The organism is Cupriavidus sp. FW306-1B-F12B, from assembly GCF_058781795.1.
In genome coordinates, this window is the sequence record NZ_JBYSXC010000002.1 from 593238 (window position 1) to 610310 (window position 17073).

The window sequence follows — 17073 nt, forward strand, 5'->3', positions numbered from 1 at the left end:
TTGGCGGCCTCCTTAGCTTGCCAGGAAAGCCGGCCACACCGGCATCTGCAGGTTGATGCCGTAGACGAACGCGCCCAGGCTGATCAGCACCAGGATGATGGCGTTGAGGATGGCACCCTTCCAGCTGAATTCATGGCTGGCCATCGACGACACCAGCACCAGCACCAGCACCGACAGCACCATGCCCAGCGGCTTGAGCAGCAGGCCGAACAGCACCACCGAACCGAGGATCCACAAGAGCGTCTTGATGTCCCAGCGGGCCAAGTTGTCTTCTTCCGACTTGGAAGACAACGAGCCCCACAGCACCAGCACGCCCAGCAGGGCGAGCACGATGCCGAGCCAGAACGGGAAGTATCCCGGTCCCATTTTTGCGGCGGTTCCCATGGAATAACCGCGCGCGACCCAGGAAAAGCCGAATCCGACCAGGATGAACATCAGGCCGGAGGCGAAGTCCTTTTGGCTACGTATGCGCAAAGTGAATCTCCTCGATAAGACTGCTTGAAATCTCAGGAGGGTTCCCTTCCGCTGCCTTTGTTGCATTGCATCAATGCGGCAGTTTGCGGGCGCCCTCCTACGGGCAGGGTGGAAGTTAAGGGGGCGACCTTTCAGCTACCTTTCAGATGTCTGCAAACAGGGTCATGCTGAGGGTATCCCCTAGTGAAAGAGCGCTTAAAAGTGCCGCCAAGCCAAGCTGGGAGCGGCCTGGCGGGCAGAAGCCCCAGTCGCTGCGCTATTATCCGGGGCGGTCTTGCGCCGCGCGGCGCTACCCGCCGCTGAAAGGTTTGAAAGGTTCCGCAAGGAACCACTACGCAACGCGAGGAGCGGTTTGGAGAGCATTGACCACATCATTCTGATCGGCGCCGTCGTGATGTCGCTGGGCATCGTGCTGGGGGCTTTCTCGGCACGCCTGGGCGTGCCGTTCCTGCTGGTCTTCCTGGCCGTGGGCATGCTGGCCGGCGTGGACGGGCCGGGCGGCATCCGTTTCTCCGATACCTGGCTCAGCTTCCTGGTCGGCAACCTGGCGCTGGCGGTGATCCTGCTCGATGGCGGGCTGCGCACGCGCTTTGCCACCTTCCGGGTGGCGCTGAAACCTTCGCTGTCGCTGGCGACCGTGGGGGTGCTGGTGACGGCAGCGCTGGTCGGCGTGTTCGCCGCGTGGCTGCTGGGCATCGACTGGCGGCTCGGGCTGCTGCTTGGCGCCATCGTCGGCTCGACCGACGCCGCCGCGGTGTTCTCGATGCTCAATAGCAGCGGCATCCGGCTGAAGGAGCGGGTGGCGAGCGTGCTCGAGATCGAGTCCGGCATCAACGACCCGATGGCGATCTTCCTGACCCTGACGCTGATCGAATGGCTGACCGCGCCTGACGGCCTGACGCCGCTGGGCCTGGTCACGCGGCTGCTGGTGCAGTTCGGCGTGGGCGGCGTGCTCGGCCTGGCGCTCGGCTATTGCCTGGCCCGCGTGCTGGAGCGCATCCGCGTGGCCGAAGGGCTGCAGGCGATCCTGCTGTGCTCGGGCGGCGCCATGGTGTTCGCGCTGGTGCAGAGCGCCGGCGGCAGCGGTTTCCTGGCGGTGTACCTGACCGGCATGCTGATCGGTAACCGCGAGCGCGCGGTGACGTCGGACACCATGCGCGCCATGGACGGCATGGCCTGGCTGGCGCAGTCGGCCATGTTCCTGCTGCTGGGCCTGCTGGTGTCGCCGCACCGGATCTGGGAGGTGGCCGGCCCGGCGGTGGCGGTGGCGGCCTTCCTGATGCTGGTGGCGCGGCCGGTGGCGGTGTGGCTGGCGCTGCTGCCGTTCCGCTTCAATGCGCGCGAGACTGGCTTTATCGCCTGGATGGGCCTGCGCGGTGCGGTGCCGATCGTGCTGGCGCTGTTTCCGCTGCTGCGCGAGGTGCCGCAAGCGGGGCTGCTGTTCCGCATCGCCTTTGCCGTGGTGCTGGCCAGCCTGCTGTTCCAGGGCACCACGGTGTCGGTGGCCGCGCGCCTGGCGCGTGTGCGGCGCCCCGGCTACCCCGAGCCGCTGGCGCGGTCGCGCCTGCGCGGCACGCGCGCGCCGATCCTGGAGGTGATGCAGTTCGAAGTAGGACCCAACGCGCCAGTGGAGAACGTGCGCGCCGACCAGCTGGAGCTGCCGCCGCGCTGCCGGCTGCTGACGGTGGCGCGCGACGATGCGCTGGCGGCGCTGGAACAGACCGTGCTGCGCGCCGGCGACAGCGTCTCGGTGCTGGCGCCGGTGACGACCCTGCCGATGCTGTCCGCGCTGTTCCAGGCGCTGGGCCGCGCGCCCACCTGGGAGCAGGCCTCGCATGATTTCCTGTTGTCGGGCGATGCGCTGCTGCGCGACGTCGCGGCGCTGTACGGCACGCGCGCGCTGACCCCGGAAGAGGAGCCGCTGACGCTGGAAACTGCGATGCAGCGTGCCTTCACCTCGCCGCCGGTGGAGGGCGACAGCGTCGCGATCGCTGGCCTGCCGCTGACGGTGACGCGCATGGAAGGCGCGCAGATCCTGCAGGTGGGGTTGCTGCTGCCGCGGCTGGACGGGGATTCGGGCGGGCGGCTATGGCCGCGCCGGCGCAAGGACGGGGCAGAGCGGAGCGGGGAGGGTGCCGAGGCGGAGTAATGACAAAAAAGGCGGCCATGGCCGCCTTGTCTTCAATCCACCTTCGCCCCGGATACCTTCACGATCTGCGCGTATTTCTTCAGCTCGCGCTGGATCAGCGCCGCGAACTGCTCGGGCGTGGTCGGTGCCGGCTGTGCGCCGATGCGGGCCAGGCGTGCCTTCATCTCGTCGGTCTTCAGGATTGCCACGATCTCATGGTTAAGCCGCTCGACGATCTCGCGCGGGGTGTTGGCCGGCGCGAACACGCCGAACCACGTCGAGATGTCGAAGCCTTCCAGGCCCAGCCCCTTGCCGGCTTCCGCAATGGTCGGCAGTTCCGGGAAGGCCGCGGCGCGGCTGGCGGTGGTGACCGCAAAGGCCTTCAGCTTGCCCGCCTTGATATTGGCCGAGGCCGAAGCCAGGTTGTCGAAGATCAGGTCGGTCTGGCCCGACAGCACCGACAGCTGCGCCGGTGCGGCGCCGTTGTAGGGGATATGGACCATGCTGACCTTCGCCATGCTCTTGAACAGCTCGCCCGACAGGTGGCCGGCGCTGCCGTTGCCGCCCGAGGCGTAGTCCAGCTTGCCCGGATTCTTGCGCGCGTACGCGACCAGGTCGCGCACGTTGTTGATGTGCAGGTCGGCGGCCTTGCCCGGGTGCATCACCAGCACGTTGGGGACGTCGGCCACCAGCGTGATCGGCGCGAAGTCTTTCACCGGGTCGTACGGCATCTTGCTGAACAGCGTCGGGTTGATGGCGTGCGTGGCCACCGCGCCCATGACGATGGTGTAGCCGTCGGCCGGCTGCTTGGCGACGTAGTCCGCGCCCAGGTTGCCGCCGGCGCCGGGCTTGTTCTCGACCACCACCGGCTGGCCCAGGCTGTCGCGCAGCTTCTCGCCGATGGCGCGCGCGACGGTGTCGAGCGGGCCGCCGGCGGGGTAGGGCACCACGAAGCGGACCGGCTTGGTCGGGTAGGCATTGGTGGCCGCCACGGCGGCGGCGGGCAGCAGGGCCGCGGTCAGCGCGGCGGCAAGCAGTTTCTTCAGCATGTCTCGGACTTCAGGGGATTGGGATTCTTATCTGGCGCCGATGCCCCGCGCCATCATGACCGCGCACAGCGGCAGCAGGATCACCAGGTGGGCTTCGATCATCACCCAGCGGCGGGCGGCTTTCAACTCGGACGGCGGCGGCACGTAATCCGGCAGCCGGCGCGCCTGCTTGCGCCAGCGCGCAATGGCGAAGGTCGGCGGCAGCGAGCACAGCGCGATCAGCACGAACACGCCCACCTTGGCATGGAACCACGGGTTGTGCAGGTAGAAGTCGGCGCCCTTGGCACCGTAGAACAGGCGCAGCAGGCCGGTGCCCAGCACCACCATCGCCGACAGGAAATAGAACAGGTCGTACAGCGACAGGCGCCGCACCGCGGCCGGCGTGATTTCCGGGCGCAGCACCACGGCCTCGGCGGCCATCAGGGTGATCAGGACGAAGATCGCAAGGAAATGCAGGAAGGACAGTATGGCGTCGGTCAGCATGGATTCTCCTTTGCCTTTGCTTCAGTGGGACTGAATTGCTTCGGGAAGGCACCGGCGGGGGCACCAGGGCCGCCCGCCGGCAGGAGGAGAATCTTACAGCACACCCTTTGCACGCAGTGCTTCGATCTGCTCAGGGCTGTAGCCCAGCGTGTCAGCCAGCACCGTGTCGGTGTGCTCGCCCAGCAGCGGCGGGTGGCGCAGCGCCTGCGGCGGCGTGGCGCTCATCTTGATCGGGCTGCCCACCAGCTTGACCTCGCCGGCGCTGGGGTGGGGCAGGTCCACGCGCAGGCCGCGCGCCTTGACCTGGTCGTCCTCGAACACGTCGTCGAGGGTGTTGATCGGGCCGCACGGCACGCCGGCGGCCTCCAGGTCGCGGATCCACTGGGCGCGGGTGCGCGGGCGCACCATCTCGGCCAGGATCGGCACCAGCACGTCGCGGTTGGCCACGCGCTGCGGGTTGGTGGCAAAGCGCGGGTCGTCGGCCAACTCGGGCTTGCCGCCGTCGGTGACGAACTTGCGGAACTGCCCGTCGTTGCCCACCGCCACGATGATCCAGCCATCGGCGGCCTGGAAGGTCTGGTAGGGGACGATATTGGGGTGCGCATTGCCCCAGCGGCGCGGCGCCTGGCCGCTGGCCAGGTAGTTGGTGTTCATGTTGGCCAGCATCGCCACCTGCACGTCCAGCAGTGCCATGTCGATGTACTGGCCCTCGCCGGTGCGGTCGCGGTGCGCCAGCGCCGCCAGCACGGCGATGGTGGCGTACTGGCCGGTCATCAGGTCGGAAATGGCCACGCCGGCCTTCTGCGGGCCGCCGCCGGGCAGGTCGTCGCGCTCGCCGGTCAGGCTCATGAAGCCGCCCATGCCCTGGATGATGAAGTCATAGCCCGGGCGCGCGGCGTACGGGCCGGTCTGGCCGAAGCCGGTGACCGAGCAGTAGATCAGGTCGGGCTTGACCTGCCTGAGCGACTCATAGTCCAGGCCGTACTTCCTGAGCTGGCCGACCTTGTAGTTCTCCAGCACCACGTCGCTCTGCGCCGCCAGCTCGCGCACGATCTGCTGGCCTTGCGGCGTGCTGATGTCGCACGTCACCGAGCGCTTGTTGCGGTTGGCGGCCAGGTAGTAGGCGGCCTCGGCGGTGTCGCGGCCGTCCTCGTCCTTGAGCCAGGGCGGGCCCCAGGTGCGGGTATCGTCGCCGGCGCCGGGGCGCTCGATCTTGATCACGTCGGCGCCGAAATCGGCAAGGTTCTGGGCGCACCATGGCCCGGCAAGGACGCGGGTCAGGTCGAGGACGCGGAGATGGCTTAAAGCTCCCATGGCGGTAGTCAATGCAGTGGGTAAGGCGGGGGATCGGTCGCAACGGCGAGGGGGGGCGGGCGCGCCCCTGGAAACAGGGGCCGGCACGGGTTGCCTGCAATGTACCACCGGCAAATCGCCGGTGTGGCTTCGAGTGCCTTATAAGGCGCTTGTGGCGATGGGATTTGGGCGATAGCCGGCCGGCTCCCCGGCGCCATGCCTGACGTGCCCGGCAAGCTGCCTTGCCCGTATAATCAACGGTTTGCAAATCCAATACTGATTCGTCGCGCCCGGCCACGCCAGGGTAAGCGTCCGCCATCCCATGAAAGTCTCAGACATTCGCAGCAAGTTCCTGCAGTTCTTCGAATCGAAGGGCCATACCGTGGTCCGCTCGTCCAGCCTGGTGCCGGCGAACGACCCGACGCTGCTGTTCACCAACTCCGGCATGGTGCAGTTCAAGGACGTGTTCCTGGGCACCGACAAGCGCCCGTACACCCGCGCCACCTCGGCGCAGCGCTCGGTGCGCGCCGGCGGCAAGCACAATGACCTCGAGAACGTGGGCTACACCGCGCGCCACCATACGTTCTTCGAGATGCTGGGCAACTTCTCGTTTGGCGACTACTTCAAGCGCGATGCCATCCTGTACGCGTGGGAACTGCTGACCAAGACCTACCAGCTGCCGGCCGAGAAGCTGTGGGTGACGGTCTACGCGGAAGATGACGAGGCCTACGACATCTGGGCCAAGGAAGTGGGCGTGCCGGCCGAGCGCATCGTGCGCATCGGCGACAACAAGGGCGCGCGCTATGCGTCGGACAACTTCTGGCAGATGGCCGACACCGGCCCGTGCGGCCCGTGCTCGGAGATCTTCTACGACCACGGCCCGGACGTTTGGGGCGGCCCCCCGGGATCGCCCGAGGAAGACGGCGACCGCTACATCGAGGTGTGGAACCTGGTGTTCATGCAGTTCAACCGCGACGAGCAGGGCAATATGACGCCGCTGCCCAAGCCGTGCGTGGACACCGGCATGGGCCTGGAGCGCATTGCCGCGGTGCTGCAGCACGTGCACAGCAACTATGAGATCGACCTGTTCCAGGCGCTGATCAAGGCCGCCGCGCGTGAAACCCATATCGACAACCTGAACCAGAACTCGCTGAAGGTCATCGCCGACCATATCCGCGCGTGCTCGTTTCTGATCGTCGACGGCGTGATCCCCGGCAACGAAGGCCGCGGCTACGTGCTGCGCCGGATCATCCGCCGCGCCATCCGCCACGGCTACAAGCTGGGCCAGAAGACCCCGTTCTTCCACAAGATGGTGGCCGATCTGGTCGAGCAGATGGGCCAGGCTTATCCCGAACTGGCCGAAGCCCAGTCGCGCGTGACCGAAGTGCTGAAGGCCGAGGAAGAGCGCTTCTTCGAGACCATCGAGAACGGCATGTCGATCCTTGACGCCGCGCTGGCCGACCTGAAGCTCAAGGGCGGCAAGACGCTGGACGGCGAACTGGCGTTCAAGCTGCACGACACTTTCGGCTTCCCGCTGGACCTGACGCAGGACGTGTGCCGCGAGCAGGAAATCGGCGTGGACGAGGCCGCCTTCGACGCGGCCATGAACCGCCAGCGCGAGCAGGCCCGCGCCGCGGGCAAGTTCAAGATGGCCGCCGGCCTGGAGTACACCGGCGACAAGACCGTGTTCCACGGCTACGACAAGCTGGAACTGCCGCAGGCCAAGGTTACCGCCTTGTACGTGGACGGTGCCGCGGTCGACACCATGCAGCCGGGCCAGACTGGCGTGGTGGTGCTCGACAACACCCCGTTCTACGCCGAATCCGGCGGCCAGGCCGGCGACCAGGGCGTGCTGAAGGCAGGCAATGCCGTCTTCGCCGTGGCTGACACCACCAAGATCCAGGCCGACGTGTTCGGCCACCAGGGCACGCTGGAAGGCGGCGCGCTGAAGGTGGGCGATGCCGTGTCGGCCCAGGTCGACGCGCAGCGCCGTGCGCGCACCGTGCGCAACCACTCGGCCACCCACCTGATGCACAAGGCCCTGCGTGAAGTGCTGGGCAGCCACGTGCAGCAGAAGGGCTCGCTGGTGGATGCGGACAAGACCCGCTTCGACTTCTCGCACAACGCGGCGCTGACCGACGAGCAGATCCGCCGCGTGGAAGAGATCGTCAACGCCGAGATCCTGCGCAACGACGACACGCATGCCGAAATCATGCCGTTCGACGACGCCGTCAAGAGCGGCGCGATGGCACTGTTCGGCGAGAAGTACGCCGACGACGTGCGCGTGCTGTCGATCGGTACCTCGAAGGAACTGTGCGGCGGCACCCACGTGCACCGCACCGGCGACATCGGCCTGTTCAAGATCGTGGTGGAAGGCGGCGTTGCCGCCGGCATCCGCCGCGTGGAAGCCATTACCGGCGACAACGCGCTGCACTACCTCCAGGGCCTGGACGCCAGGCTGAACGAAGCCGCTGCCGTGCTGAAGGCCCAGCCGTCGGAGCTGGTGCCGCGCATCGGCCAGGTGCAGGACCAGGTGCGCGCGCTGGAGAAGGAGCTGGAACGCCTGAAGAGCAAGCTGGCCGCCTCGCAGGGCGACGAGCTGGCCGCGCAGGCGGTCGACATCAAGGGCCTGAAGGTGCTGGCCGCGCAACTGGACGGCGCCGACGTCAAGACCCTGCGCGAGACCATGGACAAGCTCAAGGACAAGCTGAAGAGCGCGGCCATCGTGCTGGGTGCGGTGTCCGACGGCAAGGTCAGCCTGATCGCCGGTGTCACCGCCGATGCCACGGGCAAGGTCAAGGCCGGCGAGCTGGTCAACTTTGTCGCGCAGCAGGTGGGCGGCAAGGGTGGTGGCCGTCCCGACATGGCCCAGGCTGGCGGCACCGAGCCGGCCAAGCTGCCGCAGGCGCTGGCTGGTGTCAGCGAGTGGGTGGCGGGCAAGGTGTGAGCGGCTGAGGGGGGCAACCCCCTCAGGCCCGGCAACTGCTAATGGCGCTTCCGCGCCATTTTCTATGGGCGCTCGTCGCCGGGCGGCTTGCCGGCGAGCCGGTTGAGAATGTCGATCGGCAGCGGGAAGACGATGGTGGAACTCTTGTCCCCTGCAATCTGTGTCAGCGTCTGCAGGTAGCGCAGTTGCATGGCCTGCGGCTCGCGCGCCAGCATCTGGGCCGCTTCCAGCAGCTTCACCGAAGCCTGCAGTTCGCCCTCGGCATGGATCACCTTGGCGCGCCGCTCGCGTTCGGCCTCGGCCTGCCGCGCAATCGCGCGGATCATGGTTTCGTTCAGGTCGACATGCTTGATCTCGACGTTCGACACCTTGATGCCCCAGCCGTCGGTCTGGGCGTCCAGCGCCTGCTGGATGTCGAGGTTGAGCTTCTCGCGCTCGGCCAGCATCTCGTCCAGCTCGTGCTTGCCCAGCACCGAGCGCAGCGTGGTCTGCGCCAGCTGGCTGGTGGCTTCCAGGAAGTTCGCCACCTGGATGATGGCGCGTTCCGGATCGACCACGCGGAAGTACACCACCGCATTGACCTTCACCGAGACGTTGTCGCGCGAAATCACGTCCTGCGGCGGCACGTCCATCACCACCGTGCGCAGGTCTACCCTGACCATCTGCTGCACGGCGGGGATCAGCAGCACCAGGCCCGGGCCCTTGACCCGCCAGAAGCGTCCGAGCATGAACACCACGCCGCGTTCGTATTCGCGCAGCACGCGGAACGAGGTGATCACCAGCAGTGCCAGCAGGAAGATCAAACCGCCGAAGCTGAATCCGTAGGCCATGGTCAGGCTCCCTTGTCTGGCGTCGGTTGGGGTGGAGTGGTCGGGACAAGCGGGGCGTTGCCGGCGGCGATCACCTCAAGCACCAGGCCCTTGCGCGCGGTGACGACCACCGGCGTGCCGCGCGGCAAGGAGCTGGCGCTGTGCACGCGCCAGGTCTCGCCGCGCACCGTGGCCCAGCCTTCCTCGCGCAGGTCGTCCAGCATTTCGCCGCGGGCGCCGACCAGGGTGTCGGCACCGCTGACCACCGGGCGCTTGCGCGAGCGCACCAGCATCGCCGACATGCCGAACACGAAAATCGCTGACAGCGCCGACATCGCCGCCACCATCGGCAGCGGCACGCCGAAGCCCGGCACGTCGGTGTCGATCAGCATCACCGCGCCAAAGGCGAAGGCGATGATGCCGCCCACGCCCAGCGCGCCGAAGGTCGGCAGGAACAGCTCCGCCACCATGCAGCCGATGCCCAGCGCCACCAGCGCCAGCCCGGCGTAGTTCACGGGCAGCATGTGCAGCGCGAACAGCGCCACCAGCAGGCAGATCGCGCCGGCAATGCCGGGCACCACCATGCCCGGCGTGGAGAATTCGAAGATCAGGCCGTAGATGCCGATCATCAGCAGCAGCAGCGCCACGCTGGGCTCGGTGATCACGGCCAGGAAGCGGTTGCGCCAGTCGGGTTCCAGCGTCACCACCGGCGCATTGGCGGTGTGCAGCACGCCGGCCTTGCCGCCGGCAGCGGTGATCGTGCGGCCTTCAACCTGGCGCAACAGCGCGGGCAGGTCGGGGGCGACCAGGTCGACCACGCGCTGGGCCAGCGCCTCGTCGGCCGACAGGCTGACCGACTCGCGCACCGCGCGTTCGGCCCACTCGGCATTGCGTCCGCGCAGTTGGGCCAGGCCGCGGATATAGGCCGAGGCATCGTGCATTTGCTTGCGTTCCATCGCGTCGGCCCGCGCTGGCTCGCTGGCGGGGGCGGAGGCGGGCTTGGCGCCGGGCAGGGCCTCTGGCTTCTGCGGCCCGCCGATGCCGACCTGCACCGGGGTGGCCGCGCCCAGGTTGGTGCCCGGCGCCATCGCCGCGATATGGCTGGCGTAGAGGATGTAGGTGCCGGCACTGGCCGCGCGCGCGCCGCCAGGATAGACGTAGCTGGCCACCGGTATCGGCGAGGCCAGGATGGCCTGGATGATCTCGCGCATCGACGCGTCCAGCCCGCCCGGGGTGTCCATTTCCAGCACCACCAGCTGGGCGCCGCCCTCGCGCGCGCGTTCCATGCTGCGCAGGATAAAGCTGGCGCTGGCGGGGCTGACCGCACCCTTGAGCGGAATCACGTAGACCGGCGCGGTTGCCGTGGTCGTGACGGTGGCGGCGGGCGCCGAGGCGCCGGAGGGCGGCGCCGCACGGGCAGCTGGGCCGGCGAGGGCAACGGCGCCGCACGCCAGCGCCAGGCCGGCCAGCAGCCGGCCGGACATCGGCCGAAGGGCCCGCAGCAGCGCGGTGGCAGGTTTCATGAGAGGGGCGGGGCACGCAAGGTGCCGTGATGGCGCCACTTCAAGTGTAGGCCACCGGGCACATCTTGCACGCGGGCTGCCTCGGGCCCGCGCGCCGGGCGCTCAGGCCGCCGCCAGGTCAGGCCTGGCCGAGGGGCCGGGTGAGTGGGCGGTGAGGGTGTCGATCAGCGCATGCAAGGCCGCGCTGGCCATGGACGGATGCCAGGCCAGCAGCGTGCGCACGCGGCCGGCCGCGCCCAGGCTGTGCTGGCGGATGGCGGGCAGGTCGCGGTACAGCCCCAGCACCGAGCGCGGCACGATCGCCGCACCGATGCCGGCCGCGACGCAGGCGACGATGGCATGGTACGAGCTCAGTTGCAGCACGCGCGGCGTCGGCGCATCGCCGATCACATACCAGTTCTCGAGCCGGGCGCGGTAGTTGCAGCCGGGCTCGAATGCCAGCAGCGTCGGCACCTCCAGGTCGGCCGCGGTGCGCACCGGGCGATGGCGCGCGCGCGTGATCACCACCAGCTCTTCCTCGAACACCGGGACGGCGCTCAGTGCCGGGTCGGTCAGCGGCTCGGCGACAAAGGCGCATTCGACTTCGAAGCGCGCCAGCGCATCCAGCGCCTGGCGCGTGGCCAGCGTCACCAGCTCCAGCTGCACAGAGGGCCAGGCCTGGTGGTACGCGGCCAGCACATTGGGCAGGCGGCTGGCGGCGGTGCTCTCCATCGAGGCAATGCGCAGCCGGCCGTGCGGCCGCGCCGGCAGCACCGCCTGGCGTGCCTCTTCGGTCATGCTGAGGATGCGGCAGGCATAGTCGAACAGGGTCTGACCGGATGGTGTCAGCACCATGCGCCGGCCGTCGCGCACGAACAGGTCGACCCCGAGCGACTGCTCCAGCTGGCGGATGCGCGTGGTGACATTGGACTGCACCCGGTGCAGCCGCTCGGCCGCACGGGTGATGCCGCCGGCTTCGACGACGGCGCGGAAGATCTCGAGGGCGGCAAGGTCCATGCGGAACTCCTGAGGCTATCCATCTCTTATCAAGATGCATGGCATCTTGATAATTCATTTTTGGGGATGCTGAAGCCAGCGTAGCATACAGGCATCGCAATGCAACCGCTGCTCCGCCAGCCCCAGCCATGCCGAACCCCCACAGCCTCGACCCTGAACACCCCGCCGCTGCGCGCGTGGCCACCCGGGCGTCGGCACGGCGCGAAACCGGCGCGGTGGCGGTGGCCATGGCCGGCCTGGTGTCGCTGGCGGTGGTGATGGGCATCGGCCGCTTTGCCTTTACGCCGCTGCTGCCGATGATGCTGCATGACGGCACCGTCACGCTGGATCAGGGCGGCTGGCTGGCCACGGTCAACTACATCGGCTACTTCGCCGGCGCCGCAGTGTGCATGTTCATCCGGCCCGACGCGGTGCGCATGGTGCGCTGGGGCCTGACCGCAACCGTGCTGCTGACGCTGGGCATGGCCCTGCCGGGCGGCATGCCGGCATGGTCGCTGTGGCGCGCCGCCGCGGGCGTGGCCAGCGCGGTGGTGATGGTCTACACCGCGGGCTGGTGCCTGCAGCGGCTGGCGGAACTGGGCAAGCCGGAACTCGCCGGGCTGATCTTCTGCGGGCCGGGGCTGGGCATCGTGGTCACCGGGCTGGGTGCATCCGGCATGGTCGGCGCGGGCTGGCATGCGGACTATGGCTGGCTCGCGTTCACGGCGCTGGCGGTGGCGCTGGTGGCGGCGGTCTGGCGGATCTTCGTCGCGCAGCCTGCCGTGCCGATGACGGCGACAGCATCCCCGGCGGCAGCCGACACCGGCGCCGCGCGGCTCGATGCCCAGACCTGGGCGCTGACCTTTGCCTACGGCCTGGCCGGCTTCGGCTACATCATCACCGCGACCTTCCTGCCGGTGATTGCGCGCGAGGCGCTGCCCGGCACGGTCTGGGCCGACCTGTTCTGGCCGATCTTCGGCGCGGGCGTGACGGTGGGCGCGTTCCTGGTCACGCGGGTCGGCATGGCGCACGACAACCGCAAGCTGCTGACGCTGCTGTACGGCATGCAGGCGCTGGGCGTGGCGATCGCGGTGGTGTTCCCGACCGTGGCCGGCTTTGCCCTCAGCAGCCTGCTGGCGGGGCTGCCGTTCACCGCGCTGGTAGCGTTTGCGATGCGCGAGGCGCGGCGTCTGTGGGGACCGCAAGCGGCGCGGCTGATGGGCCTGATGACGGCATCCTACGGCCTGGGCCAGATCGCCGGGCCGCCGCTGGCGACCGCGCTGGTCGCGCGCACCGGCGGCTTTGCCGGCTCGCTTGCGTGCGCGGCGGCGGCGCTGCTGCTCGGCGCGCTGGTGTTCGCCTGGATGTGCCGCGCCTGGCCGCTCGCGGCTGCCCGGAGCTGATCGGCAAGGTGCGCTAAAGTATTGCCTTTGCCGCCTGGCGCGCCACGCGAGCGGCTGCCGCGCCTTCTGTGCAGCCCGTGGCGCGGCACAGAAGGCCGGGGCTGTACCCGGCACGCGAGACCGGGCGGCGCAGGAGCGACCCCATGTCTTTTGCCTTGCAGCCCGCGCGCGCCGCGGGTGCCCCCATCCAGCCCGTTTCCGCCGAAGAACAGCGCGTGCGCGTCGACCTGGCCGCCGCCTACCGCCTGGCCGCGCGCGAGGGCTGGGACGACCTGATCTACACCCATATCTCCGCCACGGTGCCGGGCGAGCCCGATCACTTCCTGATCAACCCCTTCGGCTTTGCCTTCGACGAGATCCGCGCCAGCGACCTGGTCAAGATCAACGGCCGCGGCGAGGTCGTCGGCGCGACCGTGCATCCGGTCAATGTGACCGGCTTTGCGCTGCACGCCGCGGTGCATGCGGCGCGCGCCGACGCGATGTGCGTGATGCACCTGCATAACACCGCCGGCATTGCCGTATCGGCGCAGGCCGAGGGGCTGCTGCCGCTGTCGCAGCATGCGATGCGCTTCCACGGCCGCATGGCCTACCACGACTACGAAGGCCTGGCCTTCACCCCGGCCGAGGGCGCGCGGCTGACCGCATCGCTGGGTGCGCATCCGGCCATGCTGTTGCGCAACCACGGCACGCTGACGGTGGGCCGCACCGTGGCCGAGGCCTATGTGCTGATGGCGACGCTGATCAAGGCCTGCGAGATCCAGATTGCCGCGCAGGCGGGCGGTGCGCTGGTGCAGCCCGGCGCGGCCGTGGCGGACAAGACCTCGGAGCAGCTCTACGACAATGGCGCCGTCGAAGGCGTGATGGAGTGGCCCGCGCTGCTGCGCAAACTGGATAGAATCGATCCTTCATACCGGGACTGAGCGGGATCGATTTCCCGCCGCGACTCAACCACATACATCAAAGGAGCATTGCATGCCGACTTTCCACGTCGAAATGTTTGAAGGCCGTACCATCGAGCAGAAGCGCAAGTTTGTCGAAGAAGTGACCCGCGTCAGCTGCGAGACCCTGGGCTGCTCGGCCTCGGCCGTCGACATCATCATCACCGACATCAAGCGCGAGAACTGGGCCACCGGCGGCGAGCTGTGGGCCGACAAGAAGTAAGGCTCCATTCAGCCCCACACTGACCACCATGCAGCACTTCGCCTCTGACAACTACGCCGGCTTCTGCCCGGAATCGCTCAAGTATTTCCTGGAAGCCAACGCCAGCGGCCATGAGCAGGCCTACGGCGACGATACCTGGACGCAGAAGGTCTGCGACCGTATCCGCGACCTGTTCCAGACCGACTGCGAAGTGTTCTTCGTGTTCAACGGCACGGCGGCCAACTCGCTGGCGCTGTCGGCGCTGTGCCAGTCGTACCACTCGGTGATCTGCCACGAGCTGGCGCATATCGAGACCGACGAATGCGGCGGCCCGGAGTTCTTCTCCAACGGCTCCAAGCTGCTGACCGCGCCCGGCGCCGACGGCAAGCTCACGCCCGACGCGGTCGAGGCGCTGGTGACGCGCCGCTCCGATATCCATTACCCCAAGCCCAAGGTGGTGTCGCTGACGCAGTCGACCGAAGTCGGCACCGTCTACAGCGTGGAAGAGGTGCGCGCGATCGCTGCCATCGCCAAGCGCCGCCAGCTGCGCGTGCACATGGACGGCGCGCGCTTTGCCAACGCGGTGGCGTCGCTGGGCGTGCATCCGTCCGAGATCACCTGGCGCGCCGGCGTCGACGTGCTGTGCTTCGGCGGCACCAAGAACGGCCTGCCGGTGGGCGAGGCGGTGGTGTTCTTCGACCGCCGCCTGGCCGAGGACTTTGCCTACCGCGTCAAGCAGGCCGGGCAGCTGGCGTCGAAGATGCGCTTTATCTCCGCGCCGTGGCTGGGTTTGCTCGAGAACGACGTATGGCTCGCCAACGCGCGCCATGCCAATGCGATGGCGCAACTGCTGCAGCAGCGCATCAGCGATATTCCGGGCGTTCGCATCATGTTCCCGACGCAGTCCAACGCCGTGTTCGCCGAGCTGCCGCTGCCCGCGATCGAGGCGCTGCGCGCCAGGGGCTGGCGCTTCTATACCTTTATCGGCGCCGGCGGCTGCCGTTTCATGTGTTCATGGGACCTGCAGCCGCAGACGGTCGAGGCGCTGGCCGCCGACATGCGGGCGGCTTGCGGCGCCTGACCGGCACCCATACCTATAACGACGAGACCCTTCAGGAGCCCCCAAATGCAATACCGATTCTGCCCGCAGTGCGGCGCGCCGCTTGAGGTGCTGCCGCTGTCCGGGCGCGAACGCCACGCCTGCGTGCAGCAGGAATGCGGCTTCGTGCACTGGAACAACCCGCTGCCGGTGCTGGCGGCGGTGGTGGAGTACCAGGACAAGCTGCTGCTGGCGCGCAATGCCGCCTGGCCGGAGACCATGTTCGCGCTGGTGACGGGCTTCCTGGAGCGCGACGAGCCGCCCGAGCTGGGCGTGGCGCGCGAACTGAAGGAAGAGACCAACCTCGATACCGAGTCGGTGTCGCTGATCGGCGTCTACGAGTTCATGCGCAAGAACGAGCTGATCATCGCCTACCACGTCAAGGCGACCGGCACCGTGGCGCTGTCCGAGGAGCTGGCCGACTACAAGCTGGTGGCGCCGGAGGATGTGCGTGTCTGGTCGGCCGGCACCGGCTTCGCGGTGGCCGACTGGCTGGCCGCGCGCGGCTATCCGGTGCGCTTCTTCGACCGCCAGACCGGCGCCGACATTCCGGACCCGCGCCGCCCGCACGACTTCAGCCTGGTCGGGGGTTCGCTACAATACCGTTGGTGAGGCTGGCCTCCGGCCAGCCGCCCAGCCCCCAGAATCGAAGGAAGAGACGAATGGAGTTCCAGAAAGAAGTGGATGCGCGCGGCCTGAACTGCCCGCTGCCGATCCTGCGCACCAAGAAGGCCCTGGCCGACATGGCCAGCGGCGATGTGCTCAAGGTGCTGGCCACCGATCCCGGCGCCACGCGCGATTTCCAGGCCTTTGCCAAGCAGACCGGCAATGAGCTGCTGTCGCACTCGGAAGTGGACAAGGTGTTTGTGTTCTACATGCGCCGCCGCTGAAGCGCTCCCGCTCCCAAAGAAAAAAGCCGCGTAATTCTGATTACGCGGCTTTTTTCTTTGGGGATTCTGCATCGATGAATATCGCCACGATTTTCCAGGCGCGCGGCAATGCGAGATTGGCGCAAATCGCAAGTTGTGCATTATTCCTGGCGGGACCTCTCGCGAGGATTATCCCATTGCGTTTTCTGCCGGTTTGGGGCTGCATTATCGTCCCCATAATGCCGGCGCCGCGGCACGTGTGTTTACCCGGATTGGGCTGTCTTTTATGTATGCGCTAAATTACTACTGCGCCCTTGCCTGGTGCCGTGATGGTCACTGTGGGGGCGGAAGCTGATCAAGTGATTCAGGAGAGGCGATGCCAAGGGACGTCCGTATCCGAGCCGCTGGAATTGCCGATATTCAAGCTATTTCGGAAGTGCTGCAGCAATGTGGGTTGCCAGTTGAAAATGTGAAGCCGGCCGCATGTCTGTGCCATGTCGCTGAATTCGGGGAAATCGTAGCTGGTTGTGCCTGCGGGGAAATATTCGACCAGACCTTTGTCGTCAGGACCGTTGGCGTGCTTCCCGATTTTCGGGACCGAAGAATTGCCACCCATCTGGTTGCCGCCCTGTTGATGCGCGCCCGCGCTAATGGTTGCACCAAGGCCGTCCTGCTGACGACGGAGCATCCGGCCTTTTTTGCGCGCTATGGCTTCTCGCTGACATCCGTGGACGAGTTGCCGACCGAGCTGGAATTGTCCAGGGAATTTCAACGCCGCTTCGGCGCCTGGACGCACTGCATGTGCCGCCGCCTGGACTGAGGCGGGGCAAGACGGAGCGCGGCGGCCCGATGGGCCGCCGCGTCGCCGGCTGCGCGCCGGC

16 protein-coding genes are annotated in these 17073 nt (G+C 67.8%); 9 read left to right on the top strand and 7 right to left on the bottom strand.

The genetic code is table 11. The annotated features are described in order from the left end of the window. Window positions 1-12: 12 nt before the first annotated feature. Complete coding sequence (locus tag AC3WLE_RS06025) at window positions 13-474, bottom strand: tripartite tricarboxylate transporter TctB family protein (RefSeq protein ID WP_010813683.1); 462 nt, start codon at window positions 472-474, stop codon at window positions 13-15. A 352-nt stretch (window positions 475-826) separates the two neighbouring features. Here AC3WLE_RS06025 and AC3WLE_RS06030 point away from each other — a divergent pair, with 352 nt between their 5' ends. After that, window positions 827-2623, top strand: coding sequence for a potassium/proton antiporter (locus tag AC3WLE_RS06030; RefSeq protein ID WP_492356984.1), 1797 nt, complete (start codon window positions 827-829; stop codon window positions 2621-2623). Between the two features lie 32 nt (window positions 2624-2655). Here the strand turns inward: AC3WLE_RS06030 and AC3WLE_RS06035 are convergent, their stop codons facing one another. From AC3WLE_RS06035 to AC3WLE_RS06045, 3 genes are all read right to left on the bottom strand, one after another. After that, window positions 2656-3651: a Bug family tripartite tricarboxylate transporter substrate binding protein gene (locus AC3WLE_RS06035; protein ID WP_010813681.1), complete on the bottom strand. Its 996-nt coding sequence runs from the start codon at window positions 3649-3651 to the stop codon at window positions 2656-2658. Window positions 3652-3678: 27 nt separating this feature from the next. Continuing rightward, window positions 3679-4134: a DUF2214 family protein gene (locus AC3WLE_RS06040; RefSeq protein ID WP_011615824.1), complete on the bottom strand. Its 456-nt coding sequence runs from the start codon at window positions 4132-4134 to the stop codon at window positions 3679-3681. A 93-nt stretch (window positions 4135-4227) separates the two neighbouring features. Then, on the bottom strand, window positions 4228-5448 hold the full coding sequence (locus AC3WLE_RS06045; RefSeq protein ID WP_492318744.1) for a CaiB/BaiF CoA transferase family protein: 1221 nt from the start codon (window positions 5446-5448) through the stop codon (window positions 4228-4230). Window positions 5449-5749: 301 nt separating this feature from the next. Between AC3WLE_RS06045 and alaS the strand changes: the two genes are divergently transcribed. Further along, window positions 5750-8374: an alanine--tRNA ligase gene (alaS, locus tag AC3WLE_RS06050; RefSeq protein WP_492356985.1), complete on the top strand. Its 2625-nt coding sequence runs from the start codon at window positions 5750-5752 to the stop codon at window positions 8372-8374. Between the two features lie 62 nt (window positions 8375-8436). Here the strand turns inward: alaS and AC3WLE_RS06055 are convergent, their stop codons facing one another. From AC3WLE_RS06055 to AC3WLE_RS06065, 3 genes are all read right to left on the bottom strand, one after another. Next, window positions 8437-9204: a slipin family protein gene (locus tag AC3WLE_RS06055; RefSeq protein WP_492356986.1), complete on the bottom strand. Its 768-nt coding sequence runs from the start codon at window positions 9202-9204 to the stop codon at window positions 8437-8439. Window positions 9205-9206: 2 nt separating this feature from the next. Next, window positions 9207-10706: an NfeD family protein gene (locus tag AC3WLE_RS06060; protein ID WP_492356987.1), complete on the bottom strand. Its 1500-nt coding sequence runs from the start codon at window positions 10704-10706 to the stop codon at window positions 9207-9209. Between the two features lie 102 nt (window positions 10707-10808). Further along, the gene (locus AC3WLE_RS06065; protein WP_492351543.1) at window positions 10809-11702 is read right to left on the bottom strand and encodes a LysR family transcriptional regulator; all 894 of its coding nucleotides are present in this window, start codon (window positions 11700-11702) and stop codon (window positions 10809-10811) included. 128 nt (window positions 11703-11830) lie between these two features. Here AC3WLE_RS06065 and AC3WLE_RS06070 point away from each other — a divergent pair, with 128 nt between their 5' ends. From AC3WLE_RS06070 to AC3WLE_RS06100, 7 genes are all read left to right on the top strand, one after another. Next, window positions 11831-13084, top strand: a complete 1254-nt coding sequence (locus AC3WLE_RS06070) for a YbfB/YjiJ family MFS transporter (protein ID WP_492356988.1) — start codon at window positions 11831-11833, stop codon at window positions 13082-13084. Between the two features lie 143 nt (window positions 13085-13227). Continuing rightward, window positions 13228-14004 carry a class II aldolase/adducin family protein gene (locus tag AC3WLE_RS06075; protein ID WP_492318739.1) on the top strand — a complete coding sequence of 259 codons (777 nt, stop codon included), beginning with the start codon at window positions 13228-13230 and terminating at the stop codon, window positions 14002-14004. 52 nt (window positions 14005-14056) lie between these two features. Continuing rightward, window positions 14057-14245 carry a 4-oxalocrotonate tautomerase gene (locus AC3WLE_RS06080; RefSeq protein WP_010813672.1) on the top strand — a complete coding sequence of 63 codons (189 nt, stop codon included), beginning with the start codon at window positions 14057-14059 and terminating at the stop codon, window positions 14243-14245. A 28-nt stretch (window positions 14246-14273) separates the two neighbouring features. Continuing rightward, window positions 14274-15305, top strand: coding sequence for a threonine aldolase family protein (locus AC3WLE_RS06085; protein WP_058696664.1), 1032 nt, complete (start codon window positions 14274-14276; stop codon window positions 15303-15305). A gap of 45 nt (window positions 15306-15350) precedes the next feature. Beyond that, complete coding sequence (locus tag AC3WLE_RS06090) at window positions 15351-15935, top strand: NUDIX domain-containing protein (RefSeq protein WP_010813670.1); 585 nt, start codon at window positions 15351-15353, stop codon at window positions 15933-15935. A 50-nt stretch (window positions 15936-15985) separates the two neighbouring features. Further along, window positions 15986-16213 (top strand): sulfurtransferase TusA family protein, encoded by a 228-nt coding sequence (locus tag AC3WLE_RS06095; RefSeq protein ID WP_010813669.1) that lies wholly within the window; start codon window positions 15986-15988, stop codon window positions 16211-16213. Between the two features lie 355 nt (window positions 16214-16568). Further along, window positions 16569-17012: a GNAT family N-acetyltransferase gene (locus tag AC3WLE_RS06100; protein ID WP_492318737.1), complete on the top strand. Its 444-nt coding sequence runs from the start codon at window positions 16569-16571 to the stop codon at window positions 17010-17012. Window positions 17013-17073 lie beyond the last annotated feature (61 nt).

What these genes read in the sequence shown, in the direction of transcription:
- AC3WLE_RS06035 (WP_010813681.1), bottom strand. Translation starts at nt 3,651, where the DNA reads ATGCTGAAGAAACTGCTTGCCGCCGCGCTGACCGCGGCCCTGCTGCCC.
- AC3WLE_RS06040 (WP_011615824.1), bottom strand. Translation starts at nt 4,134, where the DNA reads ATGCTGACCGACGCCATACTGTCCTTCCTGCATTTCCTTGCGATCTTC.
- AC3WLE_RS06045 (WP_492318744.1), bottom strand. Translation starts at nt 5,448, where the DNA reads ATGGGAGCTTTAAGCCATCTCCGCGTCCTCGACCTGACCCGCGTCCTT.
- alaS (WP_492356985.1), top strand. Translation starts at nt 5,750, where the DNA reads ATGAAAGTCTCAGACATTCGCAGCAAGTTCCTGCAGTTCTTCGAATCG.
- AC3WLE_RS06055 (WP_492356986.1), bottom strand. Translation starts at nt 9,204, where the DNA reads ATGGCCTACGGATTCAGCTTCGGCGGTTTGATCTTCCTGCTGGCACTG.
- AC3WLE_RS06060 (WP_492356987.1), bottom strand. Translation starts at nt 10,706, where the DNA reads ATGAAACCTGCCACCGCGCTGCTGCGGGCCCTTCGGCCGATGTCCGGC.
- AC3WLE_RS06065 (WP_492351543.1), bottom strand. Translation starts at nt 11,702, where the DNA reads ATGGACCTTGCCGCCCTCGAGATCTTCCGCGCCGTCGTCGAAGCCGGC.
- AC3WLE_RS06070 (WP_492356988.1), top strand. Translation starts at nt 11,831, where the DNA reads ATGCCGAACCCCCACAGCCTCGACCCTGAACACCCCGCCGCTGCGCGC.
- AC3WLE_RS06075 (WP_492318739.1), top strand. Translation starts at nt 13,228, where the DNA reads ATGTCTTTTGCCTTGCAGCCCGCGCGCGCCGCGGGTGCCCCCATCCAG.
- AC3WLE_RS06080 (WP_010813672.1), top strand. Translation starts at nt 14,057, where the DNA reads ATGCCGACTTTCCACGTCGAAATGTTTGAAGGCCGTACCATCGAGCAG.
- AC3WLE_RS06085 (WP_058696664.1), top strand. Translation starts at nt 14,274, where the DNA reads ATGCAGCACTTCGCCTCTGACAACTACGCCGGCTTCTGCCCGGAATCG.
- AC3WLE_RS06090 (WP_010813670.1), top strand. Translation starts at nt 15,351, where the DNA reads ATGCAATACCGATTCTGCCCGCAGTGCGGCGCGCCGCTTGAGGTGCTG.
- AC3WLE_RS06095 (WP_010813669.1), top strand. Translation starts at nt 15,986, where the DNA reads ATGGAGTTCCAGAAAGAAGTGGATGCGCGCGGCCTGAACTGCCCGCTG.
- AC3WLE_RS06100 (WP_492318737.1), top strand. Translation starts at nt 16,569, where the DNA reads ATGCCAAGGGACGTCCGTATCCGAGCCGCTGGAATTGCCGATATTCAA.